Origin of the sequence: Streptomyces sp. NPDC005181 (assembly GCF_040608395.1) — a bacterium.
Taxonomy (GTDB): domain Bacteria; phylum Actinomycetota; class Actinomycetes; order Streptomycetales; family Streptomycetaceae; genus Streptomyces.
Genome location: NZ_JBEXID010000004.1, coordinates 117,950 through 135,695 on the forward strand (window position 1 = coordinate 117,950; position 17,746 = coordinate 135,695).

Consider the following 17,746-nt stretch of genomic DNA (forward strand, 5'->3'; position numbering starts at 1 on the left):
GTCCAAATGTTTCGTCAACGCTTCTGACGGAAGAACTTCCGGCAACTCGGTGTAAGGCATCTGCCCGATGTCCGGATACGTCCTTAGTCGCCAGCATGAGTCCCCCACACACGTGCAGTTCGACGAGGTTTCGGGGAGTGCCATGGCAGGGTCGGCGGCGGGCAGGGTGCTGCGGGATCGCAACGCCGGTCTGTATCTGACGGCAGTCGTCGTCACGAGGTTCGGGACGTCCGCGATGTGGCTCACGGCGGGGATCTGGGTCAAGTCCCTGACCGGGTCGGACAGCCTGGCGGCGCTCGCCGTGTTCGCCATGTGGCTTCCCTCGCTGGCCGGGCCCGCGCTCGGCGCCCTCGCCGACCGGGTACGCCGCAGACCCCTGCTGATCCGGGCGAACCTCGCCATGGCGGGGCTGCTCACCGTCCTGCTCACGGTCGATTCGGCGGAGCGGATCTGGATCCTCTTCGCCGTCCTCGTGCTCTACGGGGTGAGCGGTGTCGTGCTGGACGCGGCCGAGGCGGCGCTCGTCGCGCACACCGTCGACGCCGGGCTGCTCGGCGACTTCAACGGGCTCCGGATGATCGCGACCGAGGGCATGAAGCTCCTCGCGCCGCTGACCGGCGCCGGCTTGTACGCCCGGTTCGGGGGCGGCGCGGTGGCGCTGCTCGATGCGGTGTCGTTCGCACTGGCCGCGGGGGTCTGCGCGCTGCTGCGGGTGAGCGAACCGGCCCGGCCGGACCGCACGGACCGGCGTGGCGAACTGGCCGCGGGGATCCGGCAGGTGTGGCACTCGCCGGTGCTGCGGCCACTGGTGCTGGCGGGTTCGGCGACGATGCTCTGTGCCGGGCTCAGCGGGGCGGCGGTCTACGCCCTCGTGGACGAGGGGCTCGGGCACTCCCCCACGTACGCGGGTGTGCTGTACGCGGTGCAGGGCGCCGGGTCCGTCGCGATCGGGCTGCTGACCGGTCCGTTGCTGCGGCGGCTGCCGGAGCGGGTGTTCACCGCGGCCGGGATCGCGCTGTTCGCGGTGGCGGTGGGGGTGCGGGCGCTGCCGTACGACGCGGTGGCGCTGGCCGCGAGCGCCGCGATCGGGGCGGGGCTGCCGTGCGTGCTGATCGCCGCGATGACGGCGGTGCAGCGGGAGACGCCGGACGCCGTGCTGGGCCGTACGACGGCGACCGCCAACGCGCTGATGATGGTGCCGAACGCGGTGGCGTTGGCGCTCGGCGCGGGGCTGATCGCGGTGCTGGACATCCGGGTGCTGCTGCCGCTGATCGGGGCGGCGGGGCTGCTGACCGCGGCCCTGCTGGTCACAGATCGGTGGGGCCGGCCGACGGCCGCCCCCACCGATCCGGTGCCGTCATCGACCGAGGCGTGACAGCGCTTCGGCTACCGTCCTCAGGTCCGGGTCAGAAGCCAGCCCGGCGTGGTACAGGCGCAGTTGGTTCGCGCCGAGCGAGGCCGCGTGCGCGGCGTCGCGTTCCAGCGTGGCGGGGCTGCCGCCCATGCCGCCGACCACGGTGAAGTTGGCGGCGACCACCCGGTCGGACCGGCCCGCGAACGGTCCGAGGACCGACTCGCGCGCCGCGTCACCGCCGGTGCAGGGCAGCACCACCCCTTCGGCCACGGAGAGGATGTGCTGCGGATCGACGCCCACGTTCGCACCGGAGCGGTACAAGGCGGGGTCGGCGTGCAGCAGCACCTGGAAGTTCTCCGCGGCCGCCGCCCGCACAGCGGCGACCACGGACTCCTGAAGCGTGCGGGCGGCCTGGCCGCGGAACTCCAGGGTGGCGGCGGCGAGATCGGCGCCGAGGAGTTTCTCGACGCCGGACCAGCCGGCCTCCGACGATCCGGACCCTGCCCAGACCGGCTCCAGGGCCGCGCACACGGCCCGGCTCAACTCATCTGCCTCCACGTCGTGTTCGCCGTATCCGGTCCGGCAGCCGGGACAGAAGCAGAGCGACATCAGGTACTGCGCCGCGTCCCCGAGGCCGACGCCCGCGATCTTGTCGTGGGCGTGCAGATGCGCGAAGCCGTACCAGCCGCAGGACTCCAGTTCGGTGCCGTGCGTACCGCCGCGCACCGCCGCTTCGCCCGCCAGCTCCACCAGGTACGCGCGGACCGCGGGCTGTGCGATGCAGGGCGCCCACGGGTAGCGGTCGCCGTACGCGTTGACCACCGAGGTCTCCGGATGGTCGGCGCCCAGCCGGGAGTTGTGCGCGAGCACCACCCAGCTGTGCACCTCCAGACCCGCGTCCGTCAGCGCCTGCGCGGCCTCGTCGTACGGATCGTCCGAGGCCACCCAGGACTGCGCGTACGGGCGCAGTGCGCGCCCCGCCCACCGGCCGGCGTCCGCCGGGTACAGCACCGCGGCGTGTTCGGCGGTGACGATCCGGCGGCCGGGGTGACGCGGGGTCAGTGCCCGGGTCGAGTGGTAGGCGGCGGCGAGCGTCACCTGCCCGACACCGAGGTCCGCGACGCGGGCGGCCGCGTCCGGGTCCCCGATGATGTCCCACGGGTACAGGAAGGCGGAGGCCTTCACGCTGCGGGCCCCTCGGGTGCGGTCCTGGCCTGTCCGTACTTCTCCAGCAGGGCGCGGCCGCGCTCGATGATCCCGGCCAGCTCCCCGATGTGCGCGGCGGGCGGCTCGGTGAGCGGGGTACGGACCTCGCCGACCTCCAGGCCCTCCAACCGGACCGCAGCCTTGACCAGCGAGACGGCGTAGCCGCGGCCCTTGGCACGCAGTTCGACGAGCGGCCGGTAGAACTGGTCGAGCAGCGCGTTGGCGAACTCGTCGTCACCGGAGTCCAGCGCCCGGTAGAAGGCGAGGGCGATGTCCGGCGCGAAGGCGAACACGGCGGAGGAGTAGAGCGTGACGCCGATGCCACGGTAGGCGAGCCCGGTGAGCTCGGCGGTGGGCAGCCCGTTGAAGTACAGGAAGTCCTGGCCGGGCAGCTCGGTGCGGACGGCGCTGACAATGCGCTGCATCAGGTCGAGGTCGCCGTAGCCGTCCTTGAGACCGATGATCCCGGGCGTCCTGGCCAGGGCGACGACGGTCTCCGGGGTGAAGACGGCGTTGTCGCGCTGGTAGACGATCGTCTCCAGAGAGGTGGCCGCGGCCAGCGCCGTGTAGTGGGCGAGCAGCCCTTCCTGATCGGCGAAGACCAGGTACGGCGGCATGGCGAGGAGCCCGTCCGCGCCCGCTTCCTCGGCGAGCTTCGCGTACTGGATCGCGAGCGCCGTGCCGTACCCGGCGCCCGCGACGACGGGCACCTCCCCGGCGGTCTCCTCGACCGCCGCGGCGACGACGAGACGGAACTCCTCCGGCGTCAGCGCGTGGAACTCGCCCGTGCCGCAGCAGGCGAAGACGGCGGCCGCACCGGCATCGATGCCGCTGCGCACATGCGCGCGGAAGGCATCGAGGTCCACGGCGCCGTCCGGCCCATAGGCGGTCACGGGGAAGAAGAGCGGCCCGGCGACATGGGTGAGTCGGGCGGCAAGGGGGGCTGAGGTCACGGGCGCTCCCTGAGCGGATTCAGGCGTGCACAATTCTGATCGGTGTCCATATTCATGAACGCCACCAAGTTAAGGCAGCCGCGCGGGGCAGGTCAAGACGAGTACCTGCACCATGGAGGAGCGTCGGGACGGAGCCGGCACCCCTGCACCCGAGGTGCGCACCACTTGACGCGCCACACCCTCACTTCTTAGTTTGTCCATGCATGTGAATGTCGTCCATGGATTTGATGTGTCGCGCGTATGTACCGAGGAGATCAGCGAATGCCCGCTCCCCGCACCGTCCTGCTCACCGGCGCCGCCGGCGGCCTCGGCACCCTGATGCGCGGCCTGCTGCCCGCGTACGGCTACGAGCTCCGCCTCTTCGACGTCACCCCCATCGAGGGTGAGCCGGACGCGATCACGGCCGACCTCGGCGACAAGGGGGCGCTGCGCGAGGCCGTGCGCGGCGTCGACGCGATCATCCACCTCGCGGGCATCTCACTGGAAGCCTCCTTCGACAAGATCCTGCGGTCCAACATCGAGGGGACGTACAACCTCTACGAGGCCGCGCGCGAGGAGGGCGTCCGGCGCATCGTGTTCGCCTCCTCCAACCACGCCCTCGGCTACACCCCGCGCCCCCTCCCCGGCGACCCGCTGATCCCGATCGGCACACCGCGCCGCCCCGACACCTTCTACGGCCTCTCCAAGTCGTTCGGCGAGGACCTCGCCCAGCTCTACTGGGACAAGCACGCCCTGGAGACCGTCTCCGTGCGCATCGGCTCCTGCTTCATGGAACCGACGTCCGTACGGATGCTGTCGGTCTGGATGAGCCCCGGCGACGGCGCCCGGCTCTTCCACGCGGCGCTCACCGCCGACGAGGTAGGCCACACGGTGGTCTACGGCTCCTCCGACAACACCCGCCTGTGGTGGGACCTGACCACGGCCCGGTCGCTCGGGTACGAGCCGCAGGACGACTCCGAGCAGTACGCGGAGAGGCTCGTCGCGGACCAGGGTGAACTCGACCCGGACAACCCGGACCACGCCCACCTCGGCGGCCACTTCGTCACCGATCCGCCGACCTGGCCGTACTGACGGGACACGTACCGGCCCGACCAGGCGCATGCCGACCGGGGCGCGTCCCGGCTCGGCGCGTCCTGACGGGGCGCGCCCGAGGTATCCGAAGGCGGCCGAAGGTAAGGGAACGGCAAAGCGGGGTCGTTCGTTACCCCGAGCATGACCGCTATGACCCCCGGCTCGAACATCCCTCTCTCCGCCGCCCGCGTGGCGGTGGACGTCGCCGCCCCGGTGCGGCTCGACGTCTCGGGCCTGCTGCTCACCGCCGACGGCAAGGTGCGTTCCGACGACGACTTCATCTTCTACAACCAGCCCACCGGCCCCGGCGTGACCTACCGCTCCGGCGGCGGCACCGCGCCGGACGCGATCGTGGTGGACACCGCCGCAGTGCCACCCGGCATCGAGAAGATCGTTGTCACGGCGAGCCCGGACGCGGCGGGCCAGACATTCCAGGGCATCGAGCCCACCGCCACCGTGCGCAACGCGGACGACGGCAGTGTGCTCGCCACCTTCACCCCGCCCGGTCTCGGCGCCGAGACGGCGCTCGTGGTCATCGAGGTCTATCTGCGCAATGGCGCCTGGAAGGCCCGAGCGGTCGGCCAGGGCTACGCCAATGGGCTGTCGGGCATCGCCACGGACTTCGGCGTCTCGGTCGAGGAGCCCGCCGCGCCGCCCGCCCCGGTCGCACCCCCGATGCCCGCCGCCCCTGTGGACGCGCGGATCGCCGCTCCCCCCGCCCCGGCCGCTCCGCCGGCCCCGCCCGTCGCCGCTCCGGCGCCCGCCGGTACCGGCAAGATCAACCTCGACAAGGGCCGGGTCAACCTCCAGAAGAACCAGACAGTGTCCCTGGTCAAGGGCGGCCGCCCGCTGCTCTCCCAGGTCAAGATGGGTCTGGGCTGGGAGCCCGCGTTCCGCGGCAAGGACATCGACCTCGACGCCTCGGTGATCGCCTACGGCCCCAACCGGAACCACCTGGACAGCTGCTACTTCGGCAAGCTCTCCATCCTGAACGGCGCGATCAAGCACTCCGGCGACAACCTCACGGGCGAGGGCGCGGGGGACGACGAGGTGATCGTCGTGGACCTCGGCCGGATCCCCCCGGAGGCGACGGGGCTGGTCTTCACGGTCAACTCGTTCACCGGCCAGAAGTTCACCGAGGTCGCCAAGGCCTACTGCCGGCTGATCGACGCGGCCTCCGGCGAGGAGCTGGTCCGCTTCGACCTGACCGGCGCCGAACCGCAGACCGGCGTGATGATGGCGAAGCTGGTCAAGCAGTTCTCCGGCGAGTGGGAGATGACAGCCATGGGCGACTTCGTGAAGTCGCGCACCGTCCGCGGCATGGTCAAGCCCGCAGCCCAGGCGCTGTAGAAGGCCGCTCCGTACACTCCTGGAGCCCGGCTCCTGAAATGGCTTCCGGGGCACCTGCTGGATCTGCAGGTGCCCCGGAAGGGGAGTGCGGGACGGACGCTTCGTACGCTCGTCGTCCCTCTCAGAGCTTGGTCAGCTTGGAGTACGGGCTCAGGATCCTCCCCTGTCGCCCCGAGAAGTCGATGAGCACTGCGTCGTTGTCGCCCTCGACAGCAAGGACTCGACCGAGTCCGAACTGGTCGTGCGACACCCTGTCGCCCACATCGAAGCATTCGACCGGTGGGGCCGCCTGGGCCGGGCGGTTGAAGGGACTGGAAGGCAGGTGACGCCGGGATCCGGCTGACTGTTTCATTACCTTGAGTATGCGCCTCCGGGGCGCCCGACGCCATGCCCGACCGCTTCTGGGCGCCCACTGATGCCGTATTCGTAATCAGCTTTTCCAGGGCCAGTCGGCGTCCCGCCCCGCCTCCAGCAGGGGCACCATGCGGAATGCGACGTCTGAAAGCCCCCCCGAAGGTGTGGCGGTTCTCGCTTCCGGACGGGGCGTGCCCGACCCGGTATCCGGCCAGATTCCAGGTGTACACGGGCACACTCGCCGGGACGGCCTCGGTGGCCGGTGGCATCCCCGTAGTACTTGAATGGTCCCCTCCCTTCAGAGGGGGTGCAGGTGTATATGCGCTCACCCAGCGGCAGTGCGTGCTTGGCTCTCGCTCCACAGTGCGCGCAGTCCATCGTGGTGTGCGCGGGGTGTACCAGGTGTACCGTCCGTCCGTGCTTGCGGCCCATCTCGATCAAGGCCGCCTTGGTGGCGCCGATGGCGGCGTCGGTGGCCTTGCGGGCCATGGTGGTCTTGGCGAGGAACTTCGGCTTGAAGTCCTCCACAGCCAGGGCGTCGTGGTCTGTCACAACCTTCTTGGCCCACTTGCGGCCGGTGTCCTGCCGCTGCCGGGCGACCTTCTTGTATGCCTTGGCGCGGAGCTTCTTCGCTTCGCGGTAGCCCTTCGATCCAGACTGTCCCTTGCCGGGTTTGCGGCGGGCCATCATCCGGTCGTATCGGGTCAACTTCTCCTTGGCTTTCCTGCCGTGCCCGGCGTGCGGGAGGTCGTGGCCTTCGCTGGTGGTGGTCGCCGTTTCCTTCACGCCCCAGTCGATGCCGATCACGCGGCCGGTGGCGGGCAGCGGCTCGGCTTGGGCGGGAACGACGAACGAGCAGTACCAGTGCCCGACACTGTCCTGATACACACGCACCGAGGAGGGGCAGCTGGGAGTTCCCGGCCGTGTCCGGGCGGGACTCGAACCCGCGACATCCCCATGAAAGTGGAAGTAGGTCCTGCCTGCGCACCTGGGCACAGACAGGACCTTGGAAGACCGGCCTCCGGACGCGCGACGGGTTTTCCCGCGGTGTCCGGACGGTACGTCAGTGCCGGTTCGGCTGGCGCTTCCACGGGCCGGTGATGGCGAGCATGATGCCGGGCGTCTGGATGTTGGCGAACAGCGTCTTCCCGTCGGGCGAGAAGGTGACACCGGTGAACTCGCTGTACTCCGGCTCCTCGGCCGTGCCCGCGTTCAGCTCGTTGCGCGCGATCGGGTAAGTGCGGCCGCTCTCCGTCGCCCCGAAGAGGTGCTGGACGCCCTCGCCGTCCTCGGCGATGACCAGACCGCCGTACGGCGAGACGGTGATGTTGTCCGGGCCGTCGAAGGCACCGTCCTTCGACGGGTCGGCGTTCACGCCGAGGAGCACCTTCAGCGTCAGCGTGCGGCGCTTCGGGTCGTAGAACCAGACCTGGCCGTCGTGCTGGACGGGGCTCTCCCCACGGGCGAACGAGGAGACGATGTAGACGCCGCCGTCGCCCCACCACATGCCTTCGAGCTTGCGGGCGCGGGTGACGTCCTGGTCGCCGAACTGCTTGCGCACGGAGACGGTCTTGGCGTCCCGGTCGACGACGTCGACCCAGTCCACGCCGTACACCGTGCCGATCTTCGTGGCGCGGGACAGGTCGTCGACGAACTTGCCGCTCCTGTCGAAGCACTTGGTGGCCTGGAGGACACCGGCGTCGTCGGCGAGCGTGCGCAGCTTGCCGCGGCCGTGCTTGAAGTCGTGCGGCGGAACCCAGCGGTAGAGCAGCCCGTTGGGGCCGGCCGCGTCCTCGGTCAGGTAGGCGTGGCCGAGCTTGGGGTCGATGACGACAGCCTCGTGGGCGTACCGGCCGAACGCCTTGATCGGGCGCGGGTCGCGGTTGGCGCGCTCGTCGTACGGGTCGACCTCGAAGACGTAGCCGTGGTCCTTGAGCAGACCGTTCTTGCCGGCCTTGTCCTCGGTCTCCTCGCAGGTGAGCCAGGTGCCCCACGGGGAGGCGCCACCGGCGCAGTTGGTGGACGTACCGGCGATACCGACCCACTCGGCGGTGCGGCCGTCGCGGCGGGTCTCGACGACGGTGCAGCCACCGGCGGCGATCGGGTCGTAGACGAGGCCCTCGGCGAGCGGGACGGGGTGCTCCCAGCCGGCCCGGGTGCCGCTCAGCTCGTGGTTGTTGACGAGCAGGGTGACGCCGCGCGGGCCCTCGAAGGTGGCCGTGCCGTCGTGGTTGGAGGGGGTGTACTCGCCGGACTCCAGCTTGGTGACACCGCTGTGGGTGATGATGCGGTACGAGAATCCGGCGGGCAGCGCGATGATGCCCTTCGGATCGGAGACCAGCGGCCCGTAGCCGGGCTCGTCGCTGTGACCGTGTCCGTGGTCATTACCGTGGTGGTCGTCGTGGCCGTGGCCGGACTCCTGCGCGGCGAGGGCACCAGGGGCGGTAGCCAGGGCGGCGACGGTACCGGTCAGGGCGATGCCGGCGCCGGTGAGGGCGGACTGCTTGGTGAATTCCCTGCGCGTGAAGGGCATCACGAAACTCCTGGAGCTGCTGGGACGGGTGTTTGCGGACTCACGCTCCCGCCCCTGCACGAACACCAGTTGAACTGAGGGCGACTTCAAGCGGCATCCTTTCTGTGAACCTTCACAGAGTCCCTACCGCCGCCCTCGCTCGGCTGCCCGACTCGACAGCCCGGCCCGGCCGCCCCGCTCAGCCGCCCGAGCGCGACCGCGCCTTGAACGCCGCCTTCCGCGCTTCCTTCGCCTTCTTCTTGTCGCTGTGCAGCCGCCCCATCGCCTCCAGGACGTCCGCCGTCGCCGGGTGCGCCACCCGCCACGCCTCGTCGAAGAAACCGCTGTGCTGGCCGGAGAGTCCCTCGACCAGCCCCTGGAGCTCGTCCAGATCGCCGTCCGCCTCCAGCTGGGCGGCGATCGTGTCGATGGCGAGCCAGAAGATCATCGACTCCGGCGGCGGAGGCACGTCCGTCGCGCCGCGCTCGGCGAGCCAGACCCGGGCGAGGCCGCCCAGTTCCGCGTCGTCGAGCACCGCACGGACCGCGGGCTCCGCCTCCGCGCCGACCAGGGCGAGCGCCTGCTGACAATGGAGCCGGCGTAGCGGAGCCTGCTGGTCCGCGCCGCGTGCCGCGTCCAGCAGTTCGGCCGCGGCCCCGTCCGGGCCGCGTCGGGCGAGCCACAGCTCGACCTCGCTGCGCGCCGCCGCCTCCGGGTAGTACGCGATGCCGCCGAGGAGCGTGTCCGCGCCCTTGTCCGCGAGATCGCCGATCGCCGGGGCGTCGATGCCGGCCTCCAGCATCCGCGCCCGGATGCCGTACAGACCGAGGGGGGTCAGCCGCACCATGCCGTACCGGCTGACGTCCTCGTCGTCGGCCGGCGGCTGGGCCTCCTCGCCCTCTTCGACGAGCAGTGCCTCGTCCACCGGCCGGTAGGCGACGATCCCGATCGGCTCGAGAAGCCGGAACTGGTCGTCGAGGCGCATCATCGCCTCCGACACCTGTTCCAGGACATCGTCGGTGGGCTCGCCCATGTCATCGGGCACGATCATCGACGCGGCGAGTGCGGGCAGCGGTACGGGTGCCTCGCCCTCCCTGCCGTCGCCGACCGTGAGCAGATACAGGTTGCCGAGCACGCCGTCGAGGAATTCGGCTTCCGCCTCCGGGTCCCAGTCCAGGGAGTCGAAGTCGATCGAGCCGTCCTCGCCGACGAGATCGGCGAAGTCGTCCAGGACGGGTGCGGTGGCGTCGGCGTGCACGGCCTCCAGGCCGTCGAGCCAGATCGTGAGGACGTCCTGCGGGGAGCCGCCGGTCAGCAGCCCCAGGTTCTCCCCCGCGCTGACGGTCCCCTCGGCATCGTCTCCGTCGTCCTCCCCCTCCGGGTCGTGGACGTCGAGGAGCCCCGTGTCGACTGCGAGCCGCCACGCCTCACTGGCCTCCGCGGCACCGTCCTCGTCCGCTGCCAGCCCCAGGCGTTCGGCCGCCGCGGGCAGCTGCGCCTCGACGAGCTCGCCGCCGGCGCCGACCCGGGTCGCGGGTCCGGCCCAGCGGGCGAGCCGGACGGCGCGGGCGAGCAGCGGTGCGGCCAGCGCGTCCCGTGCCAGCTCCGCCTCGGTGTGCAGCCGTACCGGCGGCAGGGTGGGGCGCTCTGCGGACATCAGGTGGTTCTCCTCGGACGTACGGGGGTACGGGCTCGGACCGACCCGCAGGGGGAAGCGGTCCCAGGCCGACCAAGCGTAGACGTATTTCGCTCCATGCCACCCGGTTCATACGAAGGACAGCGGCCGGGCACTCGACGGAACTCGACAACTGCCCTGCACAGCCAAGGAATCGACGGGTATGGGCACCCCCCCTCAGCCACCTTCCACGCCCCCGGAGCCCGTGCTGCCCCCGCACCGTCCGCCCGTACCACCGCCGCCTCGATCCACGGGTGCTGCTCTTCCGTCCGTGGCTCCCGGCCCTCGGCCGCTACGCGCCCGCCCGCAGACTGAGCGCGGGCGTGTAGCGGTGCACGCCACCGCCGGTCACCCCCGGGTACGACTGCACCCGCTCCCAGTACGGCGTCTTCGACCCGATGCCGTCGCCGGGAGCGGCGAGCGCCTCGATGTGCGCCACTCGAACTGCACGCTCATGACGGCCCTCCTCACCGGGGCACCCCTGCGGTGCGCCGCTGACGACCACCCTGATACGTCAAGCGCGCTTGAGGTCAATCAACGGTTTCGCGGGCGCCCTGTGCCGTAGGCCGGGCGGCCGAGCGACCGCACCGGTATCCGGTTCGTGAGCGCTCAGGAGCCCGTGCCAGACTCCGGTGGGTGATCCTTCGCACCGCCACCCGCGCCGACCTGCCCGCCGTCCTCGCGCTCCTCGCCGACGAGGACCGGGTCGTCGACCCGGCCTCGGTCGTGGTCGACGAGGCGTACGAGAAGGCCTTCGCCGATATCGAAGGCGATCCGCGCAACGAGATGCTCGTGCTGGCGGACGGCGACACGGTGCTGGGCTGCCTGCAGGCCACCTACATACCGGGGCTCGGCAAGCGCGGCAAGGAGCGGGCGCTGATCGAGGCGGTGCGGATCCGGGCCGACCGGCGGGGCGGTGGCCTGGGGCGGGAGCTGATGAAGCAGGCCGTCGACCGGGCCCGGCTGCGGGGGTGCGCGCTGGTACAGCTGACCAGCGGCAAGCGGCGTACGGACGCGCACCGGTTCTACGAGTCGCTGGGCTTCGCCCGCAGCCACGAAGGTTTCAAGCTCGCCCTCTGAGCCGCCCTGCCGGCTCTACTGGGGCGACGCGGCACGCCAGGCGGTCATGTTCAGCTCGTCGAGCAGCCGTACGTCGCTTCCCTCCAGCGGGAACGTGCGCGCCTCCAGCCCCGGTGCCGGTGCGATCTCCAGCGCGTCACCCTCGACGAGGTCGCCGCCGGTCGGGGTGGAGACCCAGGCGAGCAGCGAGCGCAGCGTCTCCCCCGGCTTCAGCATGACCTCTTTCGGACCCGGGTCGGTCCCCATGTACGAGGAGCCCGGGTTCACCTTGACGGGCAGCGGTTCGCCCTCGTCGTCCAGGGCCCGGACGGACGGGTAGCCGTCGACCCGGTACGGCTTCCTGCCGCAGTTGGTGAGGGTCAGCCCCACGGCGCGGTGGCCCAGCGCCGCCTGCACCTCGCCCATGTCCACGACGCCGCCGGAGGACGGACAGCCGGCCCGGGTGGCGCTGCTCGGGGCGGGCTGGGGGCTGTGCGCGTCTCCTGCGGCGGGTGGCCGCACCGGGGGCGGGGCGGTGGACAGGTCGCCCGGCTGCAACGTGTCCGCATGCACCCGGCCGGGTGTGCGCGAGACGCTCGGCGTCGGCCCCGGCTCCCCCTCGCCCGCCGGCACAAGAAATCCGGCGCATCCCGACAGCGACAGGGCCAGCGCCCCTGCCACGCACACGGCCGCCACCGCGCCGCGCGTCCCGTTCCCCGTACCCGCCGGTCCCCGCACGCTCATGCACCCGCCCCCGATCGGCCTGCCGCATAGGCGTTCGATCATGCCAGAGCGCGGACCTGGCCGCGACCACTGTTGAGCGCTCCTTCCCCTTCACCCCAAGAAAAACTAAGTAGACCTTTACGGTCCCGCCATCCGACACTTCGGACATGACAGCATCCGCAGCCCCCTTCGGCCGCGCTCTCTGCGCCATGATCACGCCGTTCACCGCCGACGGTGACCTGGACCTCGACACGGCCGGGAAGCATGCCGCCGACCTCGTCGCCGACGGCTGCGACGGCCTGGTCCTCAGCGGCACCACCGGCGAGTCCCCGACCACCACCGACGCAGAGAAGACCGCACTGCTGCGCGCGGTCCGGGAGGCCGTCGGCGACGGCGTGCCGCTCGTCGCGGGGGTCGGCAGTGCGGACACCCGGCACACCGTGGAGCTGGCGCAACAGGCCGAGCAGTCGGGCGCGGACGGACTGCTGGTTGTGACGCCGTACTACAGCAGGCCCCCTCAGGCCGCCGTCGAGGCGCACTTCCGGCGCGTCGCCGACGCGACCGGCGTTCCGCTGATGCTGTACGACATCCCCGGCCGCACCGGCACCCGGATCGAGCCGGCAACCCTGCCGCGGCTGGCCGAGCACCCGCGCATCGTGGCGGTGAAGGACTGCGCGTACGACCTGCTCGGCTCGACGAAGGTGATCGGCGCGACCTCGCTCGCGTACTACTCGGGCTGTGAGGAGCTCAACCTGCCGTTGTACGCGGTGGGCGCGGTGGGCTATGTCAGCACGGTCGCCAATGTGGCACCCCGGCAACTGCGGGCGGTCCTCGACGCGTTCGACGCCGGGGACACCGCGGAGGCCGCCCGGCTCAATCGGCTGACGCTGCCGCTGGCCGAGCTGATGATGGCGTCGGGTCTGCCCGGCACCGTGACGGCCAAGGCGCTGCTCGGCGCGGGCCCGGTCCGGGAACCGCTGCAGCCCGCCGGACGCGAGGCGGCCGACGGGCTGCGGCGGGCATACGAGGAACTCCTCGCCGTTACAAGCTAGTTGTGGCTGTGCAGGACATCGTTGAGGCCGTCCCACACCGCGTTGTTCGGGCGGGCCTCGACGGCGCCGGTGACCGAGTTTCGGCGGAAGAGGATGTTCGAGGCACCGGAGAGCTCGCGCGCCTTGACGATCTGGCCGTCCGGCAGCGTGATGCGCGTACCGGCGGTGACATAGAGGCCGGCCTCGACGACGCACTCGTCGCCGAGCGCGATCCCGACGCCGGCCTCGGCGCCGATCAGGCAGCGCTCACCGATGACGATGCGCTCCTTGCCGCCGCCGGAGAGCGTGCCCATCGTGGAGGCGCCGCCGCCGATGTCGGAGCCGTCACCGACGACGACGCCCGCGGAGATGCGGCCCTCGACCATCGACGTGCCGAGCGTGCCGGCGTTGAAGTTGACGAAGCCCTCGTGCATGACGGTCGTACCGGCGGCGAGGTGTGCGCCGAGCCTGACCCGGTCGGCGTCGGCGATCCGGACACCCTTCGGTGCGACGTAGTCCGTCATCCGGGGGAACTTGTCGACCGAGGTGACCTGGAGGTGCAGGCCGTCGGCGCGGGCGTTCAGCCGCACCTTCTCCAGTTCGTCGACGGCGACCGGACCGAGCGACGTCCAGGCGACGTTGGCGAGGAGGCCGAAGACACCGTCCAGGTTCTGGCCGTGCGGCTGGACGAGGCGGTGCGAGAGGAGGTGCAGACGCAGGTACGCGTCGTGCGCATCGAGCGGCTTGTCGTCGAGCGAGGCGATGACCGTACGGACGGCGACGATCTCGACACCACGGCGGGCGTCCACGCCGATGGCCTTGGCCGCGCCCTCACCGAGCAGGTTCACGGCGAGGTCGGGGGTGAGCCGTTCGGTTCCGACCGGGCCGGGCCCGGCGGTGAGCGCGGGGGCAGGGAACCAGGTGTCGAGAACGGAACCGTCGCCGGCGATGGTGGCGAGGCCGGCGGCGACGGCGCCGGTGGTGCGAGAAGTCGTGTCGGTCATGACACGAAACCTAACCGGCGAGGCCCCGCCGGAGCCAACCGGTCTCGTCGGATGGTCGCCGCACGCCCGCCGGCCCCGGACGATCCGGTCACCCGGACTGCGCCTGCCGTACGGGTGGCGCCCGCCCGGCAGGCGCATCGCGTACCGGCCCCTGCACGGACCCCGGCCCGGGCCCCCTCAGTCGCCGCGCCGTCAGCACCGCAAGGCCCGCGCCGCCCGCCAGCACCGCACAGGCCGGCCAGAGCAGCCCCGGCGCGGTGGTGTAGAGCGCGCCGCCGAGCGGTGGCGCCAGCACCTGCCCGCTGATGGAGGCGCCTGCATACAGGCTCTGGAAGCGGCCCTGCGCATGGGCGGGCGCCTGGTCGGCGACGTAGGCCGTGGCGGTGGTCTTGTAGAGGATCTCGCCCGCGGTCACCGACGCCATCATGGTCACGGCGAACGGCACCCCGGCCCCCGGGATCAGTAGCGCAAACCCCAGCCCCACCAGCACCAGCCCGGTGCCGACGATGCTCAGCGGCGCCCGTCGGCGCAGCGCGTGAGTCACGGGGAGTTCGAGGCAGAGGATGACGCCGCCGTTGATCGCGAGCAGCCAGCCGTAGAACTGGGTGCTGCGGCCGTGATCGGCGAGGAAGACGGGCAGGGTCGAGTACTGCTGCCGGTAGACGAGGTCGACGCAGAGGATCGCGGCGAGCAGTACCGGCACGGCGGGCCTGGCCCGCAGCTCCCGCCAGAGCCCGGGTGCGTCGGGGTGGTGGGCCGGCCGGGTGTGCACGGTGCCGCGCGCCGGGAGCACCTTCGATGCGTACACGGCGAAGAGCAGCGTCCCGAGGCCGTCGACGACGAACAGCCATGCGTACGAGAAGTGGGCGGCGATCAGCCCGCCGAGCGGCGGGCCGACGGTGAAGCCCGCGTTGCCGGCGGCGCGCATCACAGCGAAGCTCTGGCGCCGGCCGCCCTCGGGGACGGAGACGGCGACGAGTGCGGAGTTGGCGGCGCGTACGACGCCGGCCGCGTACTGCGCGAGCGGCAGCACCCCGTACATCGCCGCGACCGGCAGGACCGGCAGGGTGACGAGCGCCGCGCCGCTCACCAGCGCGCCCGCGAGGAGCATCCGGCGGTGGCCGTGGTGGTCGCCGAACCAGCCGCCGGTGAAGTTCCCCGCGACCAGACCGATGCCGCCGATCCCCGCGATGACTCCGGCCTGCGGGACGGTCAGTCCGCGCGGTCCGGTCAGATAGACGAAGAGATAGATGAAGGTGAAGCTGACGACTCCATTGAGGAAGGCGCCGAAGGCCAGCAGCCGCACTGTCCGCGGCACGCTCCGCAGCATCCCCATCCGCAGCACCCTCCGAGTGAGTTCCTTTTGGGAACGGACTATGACAGCATGCTTTCCACAGGTCAATCCAGCCATGGCCGACCCGGGAAAGAACGGAAGAAGACCAAGCAATGCCGCAGCGCACCAGCCTGGCCGACGCCGACTGCGCGATCGCCCAGGCCCTCGATGTCGTCGGCGACTGGTGGACCCTGCTGATCGTGCGCGACACCGCGCGCGGGGTGCACCGCTTCGACGCGCTCCAGCACGAGCTGGGCATGTCCCGCAAGGTGCTCACCGAGCGGCTGCGGCTGCTGGTCGACGCCGGCGTGCTGTCCCGGGATCCCTACCAGGACCGCCCGGTCCGGTACGAGTACCGGCTCACCCCGCGCGGCCGCGCGCTGCTGCCGGCGTTGATCGCGCTCCAGGACTGGGGCGACACCTGGGTGATGGGAGACGGAGAGACGATGGCGACGGCCACGGAGACCTCCAAGGAGGCGGCGCGGGTGCACGCCCTGGTGGGCACCCGCCTGCCGGAGCTGCAACTTCTCGACTACGACGGCGTGTTGCGCGACCCCGTTGCCGACACCCCGTACACCGTCCTGTACTGCTTCCCCGGCGCGTACGCCCGCCGGGACGCCTACCCGCCGGGCTGGGCCGAGATCCCGGGCACCATCGGCTGCACCCTCGAATCCTGCACGTACCGCGACCAGTTGGCCGAGTTCACCGCGGCGGGCGCGAGTGTGCACGGGGTCTCCGCCCAGCGCCCGGACGAACAGCGGGCGTTCGCGGATGCGGAGGGACTGCGCTTCCCGCTGCTGTCCGACGCGGAGCTGGAGCTGACGGCAGCGCTGCGCCTGCCGACGTTCCGGGTCGCGGGGGTCAGCCGGCTGAAGCGGCTGACGCTGGTGGTGGACCGGGACCGGACGGTCCGCGAGGCGCTGTATCCGATCACGGACATCGAGGCGAGCGTCCGGGCGGCACTCACGGCGGTCGGCGGCTGAACCGGCCGGTCGCCCCGGTCGGCCGATGAGCGATGCGCCGATGCCCACCCGGCCCGGAACTGCCCTGCCCGGCCCCCGGGCGACCGGCCCGGGTCAGCCGATGAGCCGGGCCAGCATCTCCCGCGCGTACGCCGCGTCGTACGTCCCGCCCGTCAGCAGCACCTGCAGGCAGATCCCGTCCATCAGTGCGATCAGCGCCCGCGCGGTGGCTGGGTCGGTGCGTCCGGCGAGCAGCTCGGCAGTGCCGTCCGTCCACTCGGCGGCGACGGGCCGCAGCGCGGGCCGGCGCAGCGCCGCGAGATACAGCTCGTACTCCAGCTCCAGTCGCCCGCGCCCGCCGGAGAACCACTCCCCCAGCAGCCGGGCCAGCTCCTCGGCGAGGTCCGCGTCCGGCGCGAGGAGCGCCTCGCTCTCCCGCATGGCGCGGGCGAAGTTCTCGTTCGACCGGTGCAGTGCGGCGATCAGCAGCTCGTCGAGCGAGGCGAAGTGATACGTCGTCGAGCCGAGCGGCACATCGGCCTCGGCGGCGACGGAGCGGTGGCTGAGCCCCGCGATGCCCTTGGCGCCGACCACCCGGATCGCCGCGTCGATGATGCGGCCTCGGCGCTCGGGGTCGTAACGGCGGGCCATCAGTGGGCTCCGCCCAGGTTGAGCACCACCACACCGGCGATGACCAGGGCGATGCCCGCCACCTTGACCGGGTTGCCGGACTCACCCATGAACAGGACCCCTATGACGGCGACCGCGGCCGTGCCGATCCCGGCCCAGATGGCGTAGGCGGTACCCATGGAGAGTGTCTTCAGGGTCTGTGCGAGCAGCGAGAAGGCCAGCAGATAGCCGGCGACGGTGATGAGCGAGGGCCACAGCCGGGTGAAGCCCTCGCTGTACTTCATGGCCGTCGTCCCGGCCACCTCCGCCGCGATGGCCGCGGCCAGCAGTCCGTATCCCATGCGTACGAGTGTACGCATCGTTGCGTACATCTGTACACAACGGTCGGCCGGACCCGGGACCCCCGGCTCGCGGCGGTTGGTGCCACCGGCCGGGATCCGCTCCCGGGTCCGGACCGCTACGGTGTCCCGACCAGCACACGGAATCGACAACAGACAACGGAGCAGCAGTGGCGCAGGACGCAGGGTGG

The 17,746-nt window shown here is 71.5% G+C and carries 16 protein-coding genes and 3 pseudogenes; 6 read left to right on the plus strand and 13 right to left on the minus strand.

Annotation, left to right across the window (positions count from 1 at the left end):
- The first annotated feature begins 142 nt into the window (after positions 1-142).
- A complete protein-coding gene (locus ABZV38_RS04620) occupies positions 143-1,375 on the plus strand; it encodes an MFS transporter (protein WP_356324479.1) in 1,233 nt (410 codons plus the stop codon).
- Here ABZV38_RS04620 and ABZV38_RS04625 read toward each other — a convergent pair.
- Positions 1,358-2,539, minus strand: a complete 1,182-nt coding sequence (locus ABZV38_RS04625; protein ID WP_356324482.1) for a hypothetical protein — start codon at positions 2,537-2,539, stop codon at positions 1,358-1,360. The genes ABZV38_RS04620 and ABZV38_RS04625 overlap by 18 nt on opposite strands.
- On the minus strand, positions 2,536-3,513 hold the full coding sequence (locus tag ABZV38_RS04630; protein WP_356324484.1) for a 5-dehydro-4-deoxyglucarate dehydratase: 978 nt from the start codon (positions 3,511-3,513) through the stop codon (positions 2,536-2,538). The genes ABZV38_RS04625 and ABZV38_RS04630 overlap by 4 nt, the downstream gene beginning before the upstream one ends.
- A 261-nt stretch (positions 3,514-3,774) precedes the next feature.
- Between ABZV38_RS04630 and ABZV38_RS04635 the strand changes: the two genes are divergently transcribed.
- Positions 3,775-4,584: an NAD(P)-dependent oxidoreductase gene (locus tag ABZV38_RS04635; protein WP_356324486.1), complete on the plus strand. Its 810-nt coding sequence runs from the start codon at positions 3,775-3,777 to the stop codon at positions 4,582-4,584.
- Positions 4,585-4,725: 141 nt separating this feature from the next.
- Entirely contained in the window at positions 4,726-5,934 is a 1,209-nt protein-coding gene (locus tag ABZV38_RS04640) for a TerD family protein (RefSeq protein WP_356324488.1), read from the plus strand.
- 121 nt (positions 5,935-6,055) lie between these two features.
- Here ABZV38_RS04640 and ABZV38_RS04645 read toward each other — a convergent pair whose 3' ends face one another.
- The 6 genes and pseudogenes from ABZV38_RS04645 to ABZV38_RS04670 all read right to left on the minus strand — a co-directional run.
- Entirely contained in the window at positions 6,056-6,286 is a 231-nt protein-coding gene (locus tag ABZV38_RS04645; protein ID WP_014156926.1) for a hypothetical protein, read from the minus strand.
- A gap of 78 nt (positions 6,287-6,364) precedes the next feature.
- Positions 6,365-6,545: pseudogene (locus ABZV38_RS04650) on the minus strand (TROVE domain-containing protein); the annotation flags it as partial.
- 49 nt (positions 6,546-6,594) lie between these two features.
- Positions 6,595-7,200, minus strand: a pseudogene (locus ABZV38_RS04655) (transposase); the annotation flags it as partial.
- Positions 7,201-7,351: 151 nt separating this feature from the next.
- The gene (locus tag ABZV38_RS04660; RefSeq protein ID WP_356324490.1) at positions 7,352-8,821 is read right to left on the minus strand and encodes an alkaline phosphatase PhoX; all 1,470 of its coding nucleotides are present in this window, start codon (positions 8,819-8,821) and stop codon (positions 7,352-7,354) included.
- Between the two features lie 178 nt (positions 8,822-8,999).
- Entirely contained in the window at positions 9,000-10,457 is a 1,458-nt protein-coding gene (locus tag ABZV38_RS04665; protein WP_356324492.1) for a hypothetical protein, read from the minus strand.
- Positions 10,458-10,767: 310 nt separating this feature from the next.
- A pseudogene (locus tag ABZV38_RS04670) lies at positions 10,768-10,908 on the minus strand (antibiotic biosynthesis monooxygenase); the annotation flags it as partial.
- Positions 10,909-11,111: 203 nt separating this feature from the next.
- Between ABZV38_RS04670 and ABZV38_RS04675 the strand changes: the two are divergent.
- Complete coding sequence (locus tag ABZV38_RS04675; protein ID WP_356324494.1) at positions 11,112-11,555, plus strand: GNAT family N-acetyltransferase; 444 nt, start codon at positions 11,112-11,114, stop codon at positions 11,553-11,555.
- 15 nt (positions 11,556-11,570) lie between these two features.
- Here the strand turns inward: ABZV38_RS04675 and ABZV38_RS04680 are convergent, their stop codons facing one another.
- Positions 11,571-12,278 carry a DUF4232 domain-containing protein gene (locus ABZV38_RS04680; protein WP_356324496.1) on the minus strand — a complete coding sequence of 236 codons (708 nt, stop codon included), beginning with the start codon at positions 12,276-12,278 and terminating at the stop codon, positions 11,571-11,573.
- 146 nt (positions 12,279-12,424) lie between these two features.
- On the opposite strand from ABZV38_RS04680, the gene dapA reads away from it, so the two are divergent.
- Positions 12,425-13,309: a 4-hydroxy-tetrahydrodipicolinate synthase gene (gene dapA, locus ABZV38_RS04685; protein ID WP_356324499.1), complete on the plus strand. Its 885-nt coding sequence runs from the start codon at positions 12,425-12,427 to the stop codon at positions 13,307-13,309.
- Here the strand turns inward: dapA and dapD are convergent.
- Together dapD and ABZV38_RS04695 are read right to left on the minus strand one after the other, a co-directional pair.
- On the minus strand, positions 13,306-14,292 hold the full coding sequence (dapD, locus tag ABZV38_RS04690; RefSeq protein WP_356324501.1) for a 2,3,4,5-tetrahydropyridine-2,6-dicarboxylate N-succinyltransferase: 987 nt from the start codon (positions 14,290-14,292) through the stop codon (positions 13,306-13,308). The genes dapA and dapD overlap by 4 nt on opposite strands.
- A gap of 88 nt (positions 14,293-14,380) precedes the next feature.
- Positions 14,381-15,628 carry an MFS transporter gene (locus ABZV38_RS04695; RefSeq protein WP_356324503.1) on the minus strand — a complete coding sequence of 416 codons (1,248 nt, stop codon included), beginning with the start codon at positions 15,626-15,628 and terminating at the stop codon, positions 14,381-14,383.
- A 110-nt stretch (positions 15,629-15,738) separates the two neighbouring features.
- Between ABZV38_RS04695 and ABZV38_RS04700 the strand changes: the two genes are divergently transcribed.
- A complete protein-coding gene (locus ABZV38_RS04700; protein ID WP_356324505.1) occupies positions 15,739-16,608 on the plus strand; it encodes a winged helix-turn-helix transcriptional regulator in 870 nt (289 codons plus the stop codon).
- A gap of 93 nt (positions 16,609-16,701) precedes the next feature.
- Here ABZV38_RS04700 and ABZV38_RS04705 read toward each other — a convergent pair whose 3' ends face one another.
- On the minus strand, positions 16,702-17,238 hold the full coding sequence (locus ABZV38_RS04705) for a TetR family transcriptional regulator (RefSeq protein WP_356324507.1): 537 nt from the start codon (positions 17,236-17,238) through the stop codon (positions 16,702-16,704).
- Positions 17,238-17,558, minus strand: coding sequence for a multidrug efflux SMR transporter (locus tag ABZV38_RS04710; RefSeq protein ID WP_356324509.1), 321 nt, complete (start codon positions 17,556-17,558; stop codon positions 17,238-17,240). Before ABZV38_RS04710 ends, ABZV38_RS04705 begins: the two co-directional genes overlap by 1 nt.
- Positions 17,559-17,746: the final 188 nt, after the last annotated feature.

Excerpts from the sequence above, each read along its gene's own strand:
- dapA (WP_356324499.1), top strand. The coding sequence starts at position 12,425 with ATGACAGCATCCGCAGCCCCCTTCGGCCGCGCTCTCTGCGCCATGATC.
- ABZV38_RS04620 (WP_356324479.1), top strand. The coding sequence starts at position 143 with ATGGCAGGGTCGGCGGCGGGCAGGGTGCTGCGGGATCGCAACGCCGGT.
- ABZV38_RS04700 (WP_356324505.1), top strand. The coding sequence starts at position 15,739 with ATGCCGCAGCGCACCAGCCTGGCCGACGCCGACTGCGCGATCGCCCAG.
- ABZV38_RS04665 (WP_356324492.1), bottom strand. The coding sequence starts at position 10,457 with ATGTCCGCAGAGCGCCCCACCCTGCCGCCGGTACGGCTGCACACCGAG.
- ABZV38_RS04695 (WP_356324503.1), bottom strand. The coding sequence starts at position 15,628 with ATGGGGATGCTGCGGAGCGTGCCGCGGACAGTGCGGCTGCTGGCCTTC.
- ABZV38_RS04645 (WP_014156926.1), bottom strand. The coding sequence starts at position 6,286 with ATGAAACAGTCAGCCGGATCCCGGCGTCACCTGCCTTCCAGTCCCTTC.
- ABZV38_RS04660 (WP_356324490.1), bottom strand. The coding sequence starts at position 8,821 with ATGCCCTTCACGCGCAGGGAATTCACCAAGCAGTCCGCCCTCACCGGC.
- ABZV38_RS04705 (WP_356324507.1), bottom strand. The coding sequence starts at position 17,238 with ATGGCCCGCCGTTACGACCCCGAGCGCCGAGGCCGCATCATCGACGCG.
- ABZV38_RS04635 (WP_356324486.1), top strand. The coding sequence starts at position 3,775 with ATGCCCGCTCCCCGCACCGTCCTGCTCACCGGCGCCGCCGGCGGCCTC.
- ABZV38_RS04640 (WP_356324488.1), top strand. The coding sequence starts at position 4,726 with ATGACCGCTATGACCCCCGGCTCGAACATCCCTCTCTCCGCCGCCCGC.
- ABZV38_RS04680 (WP_356324496.1), bottom strand. The coding sequence starts at position 12,278 with ATGAGCGTGCGGGGACCGGCGGGTACGGGGAACGGGACGCGCGGCGCG.
- dapD (WP_356324501.1), bottom strand. The coding sequence starts at position 14,292 with ATGACCGACACGACTTCTCGCACCACCGGCGCCGTCGCCGCCGGCCTC.
- ABZV38_RS04710 (WP_356324509.1), bottom strand. The coding sequence starts at position 17,558 with ATGGGATACGGACTGCTGGCCGCGGCCATCGCGGCGGAGGTGGCCGGG.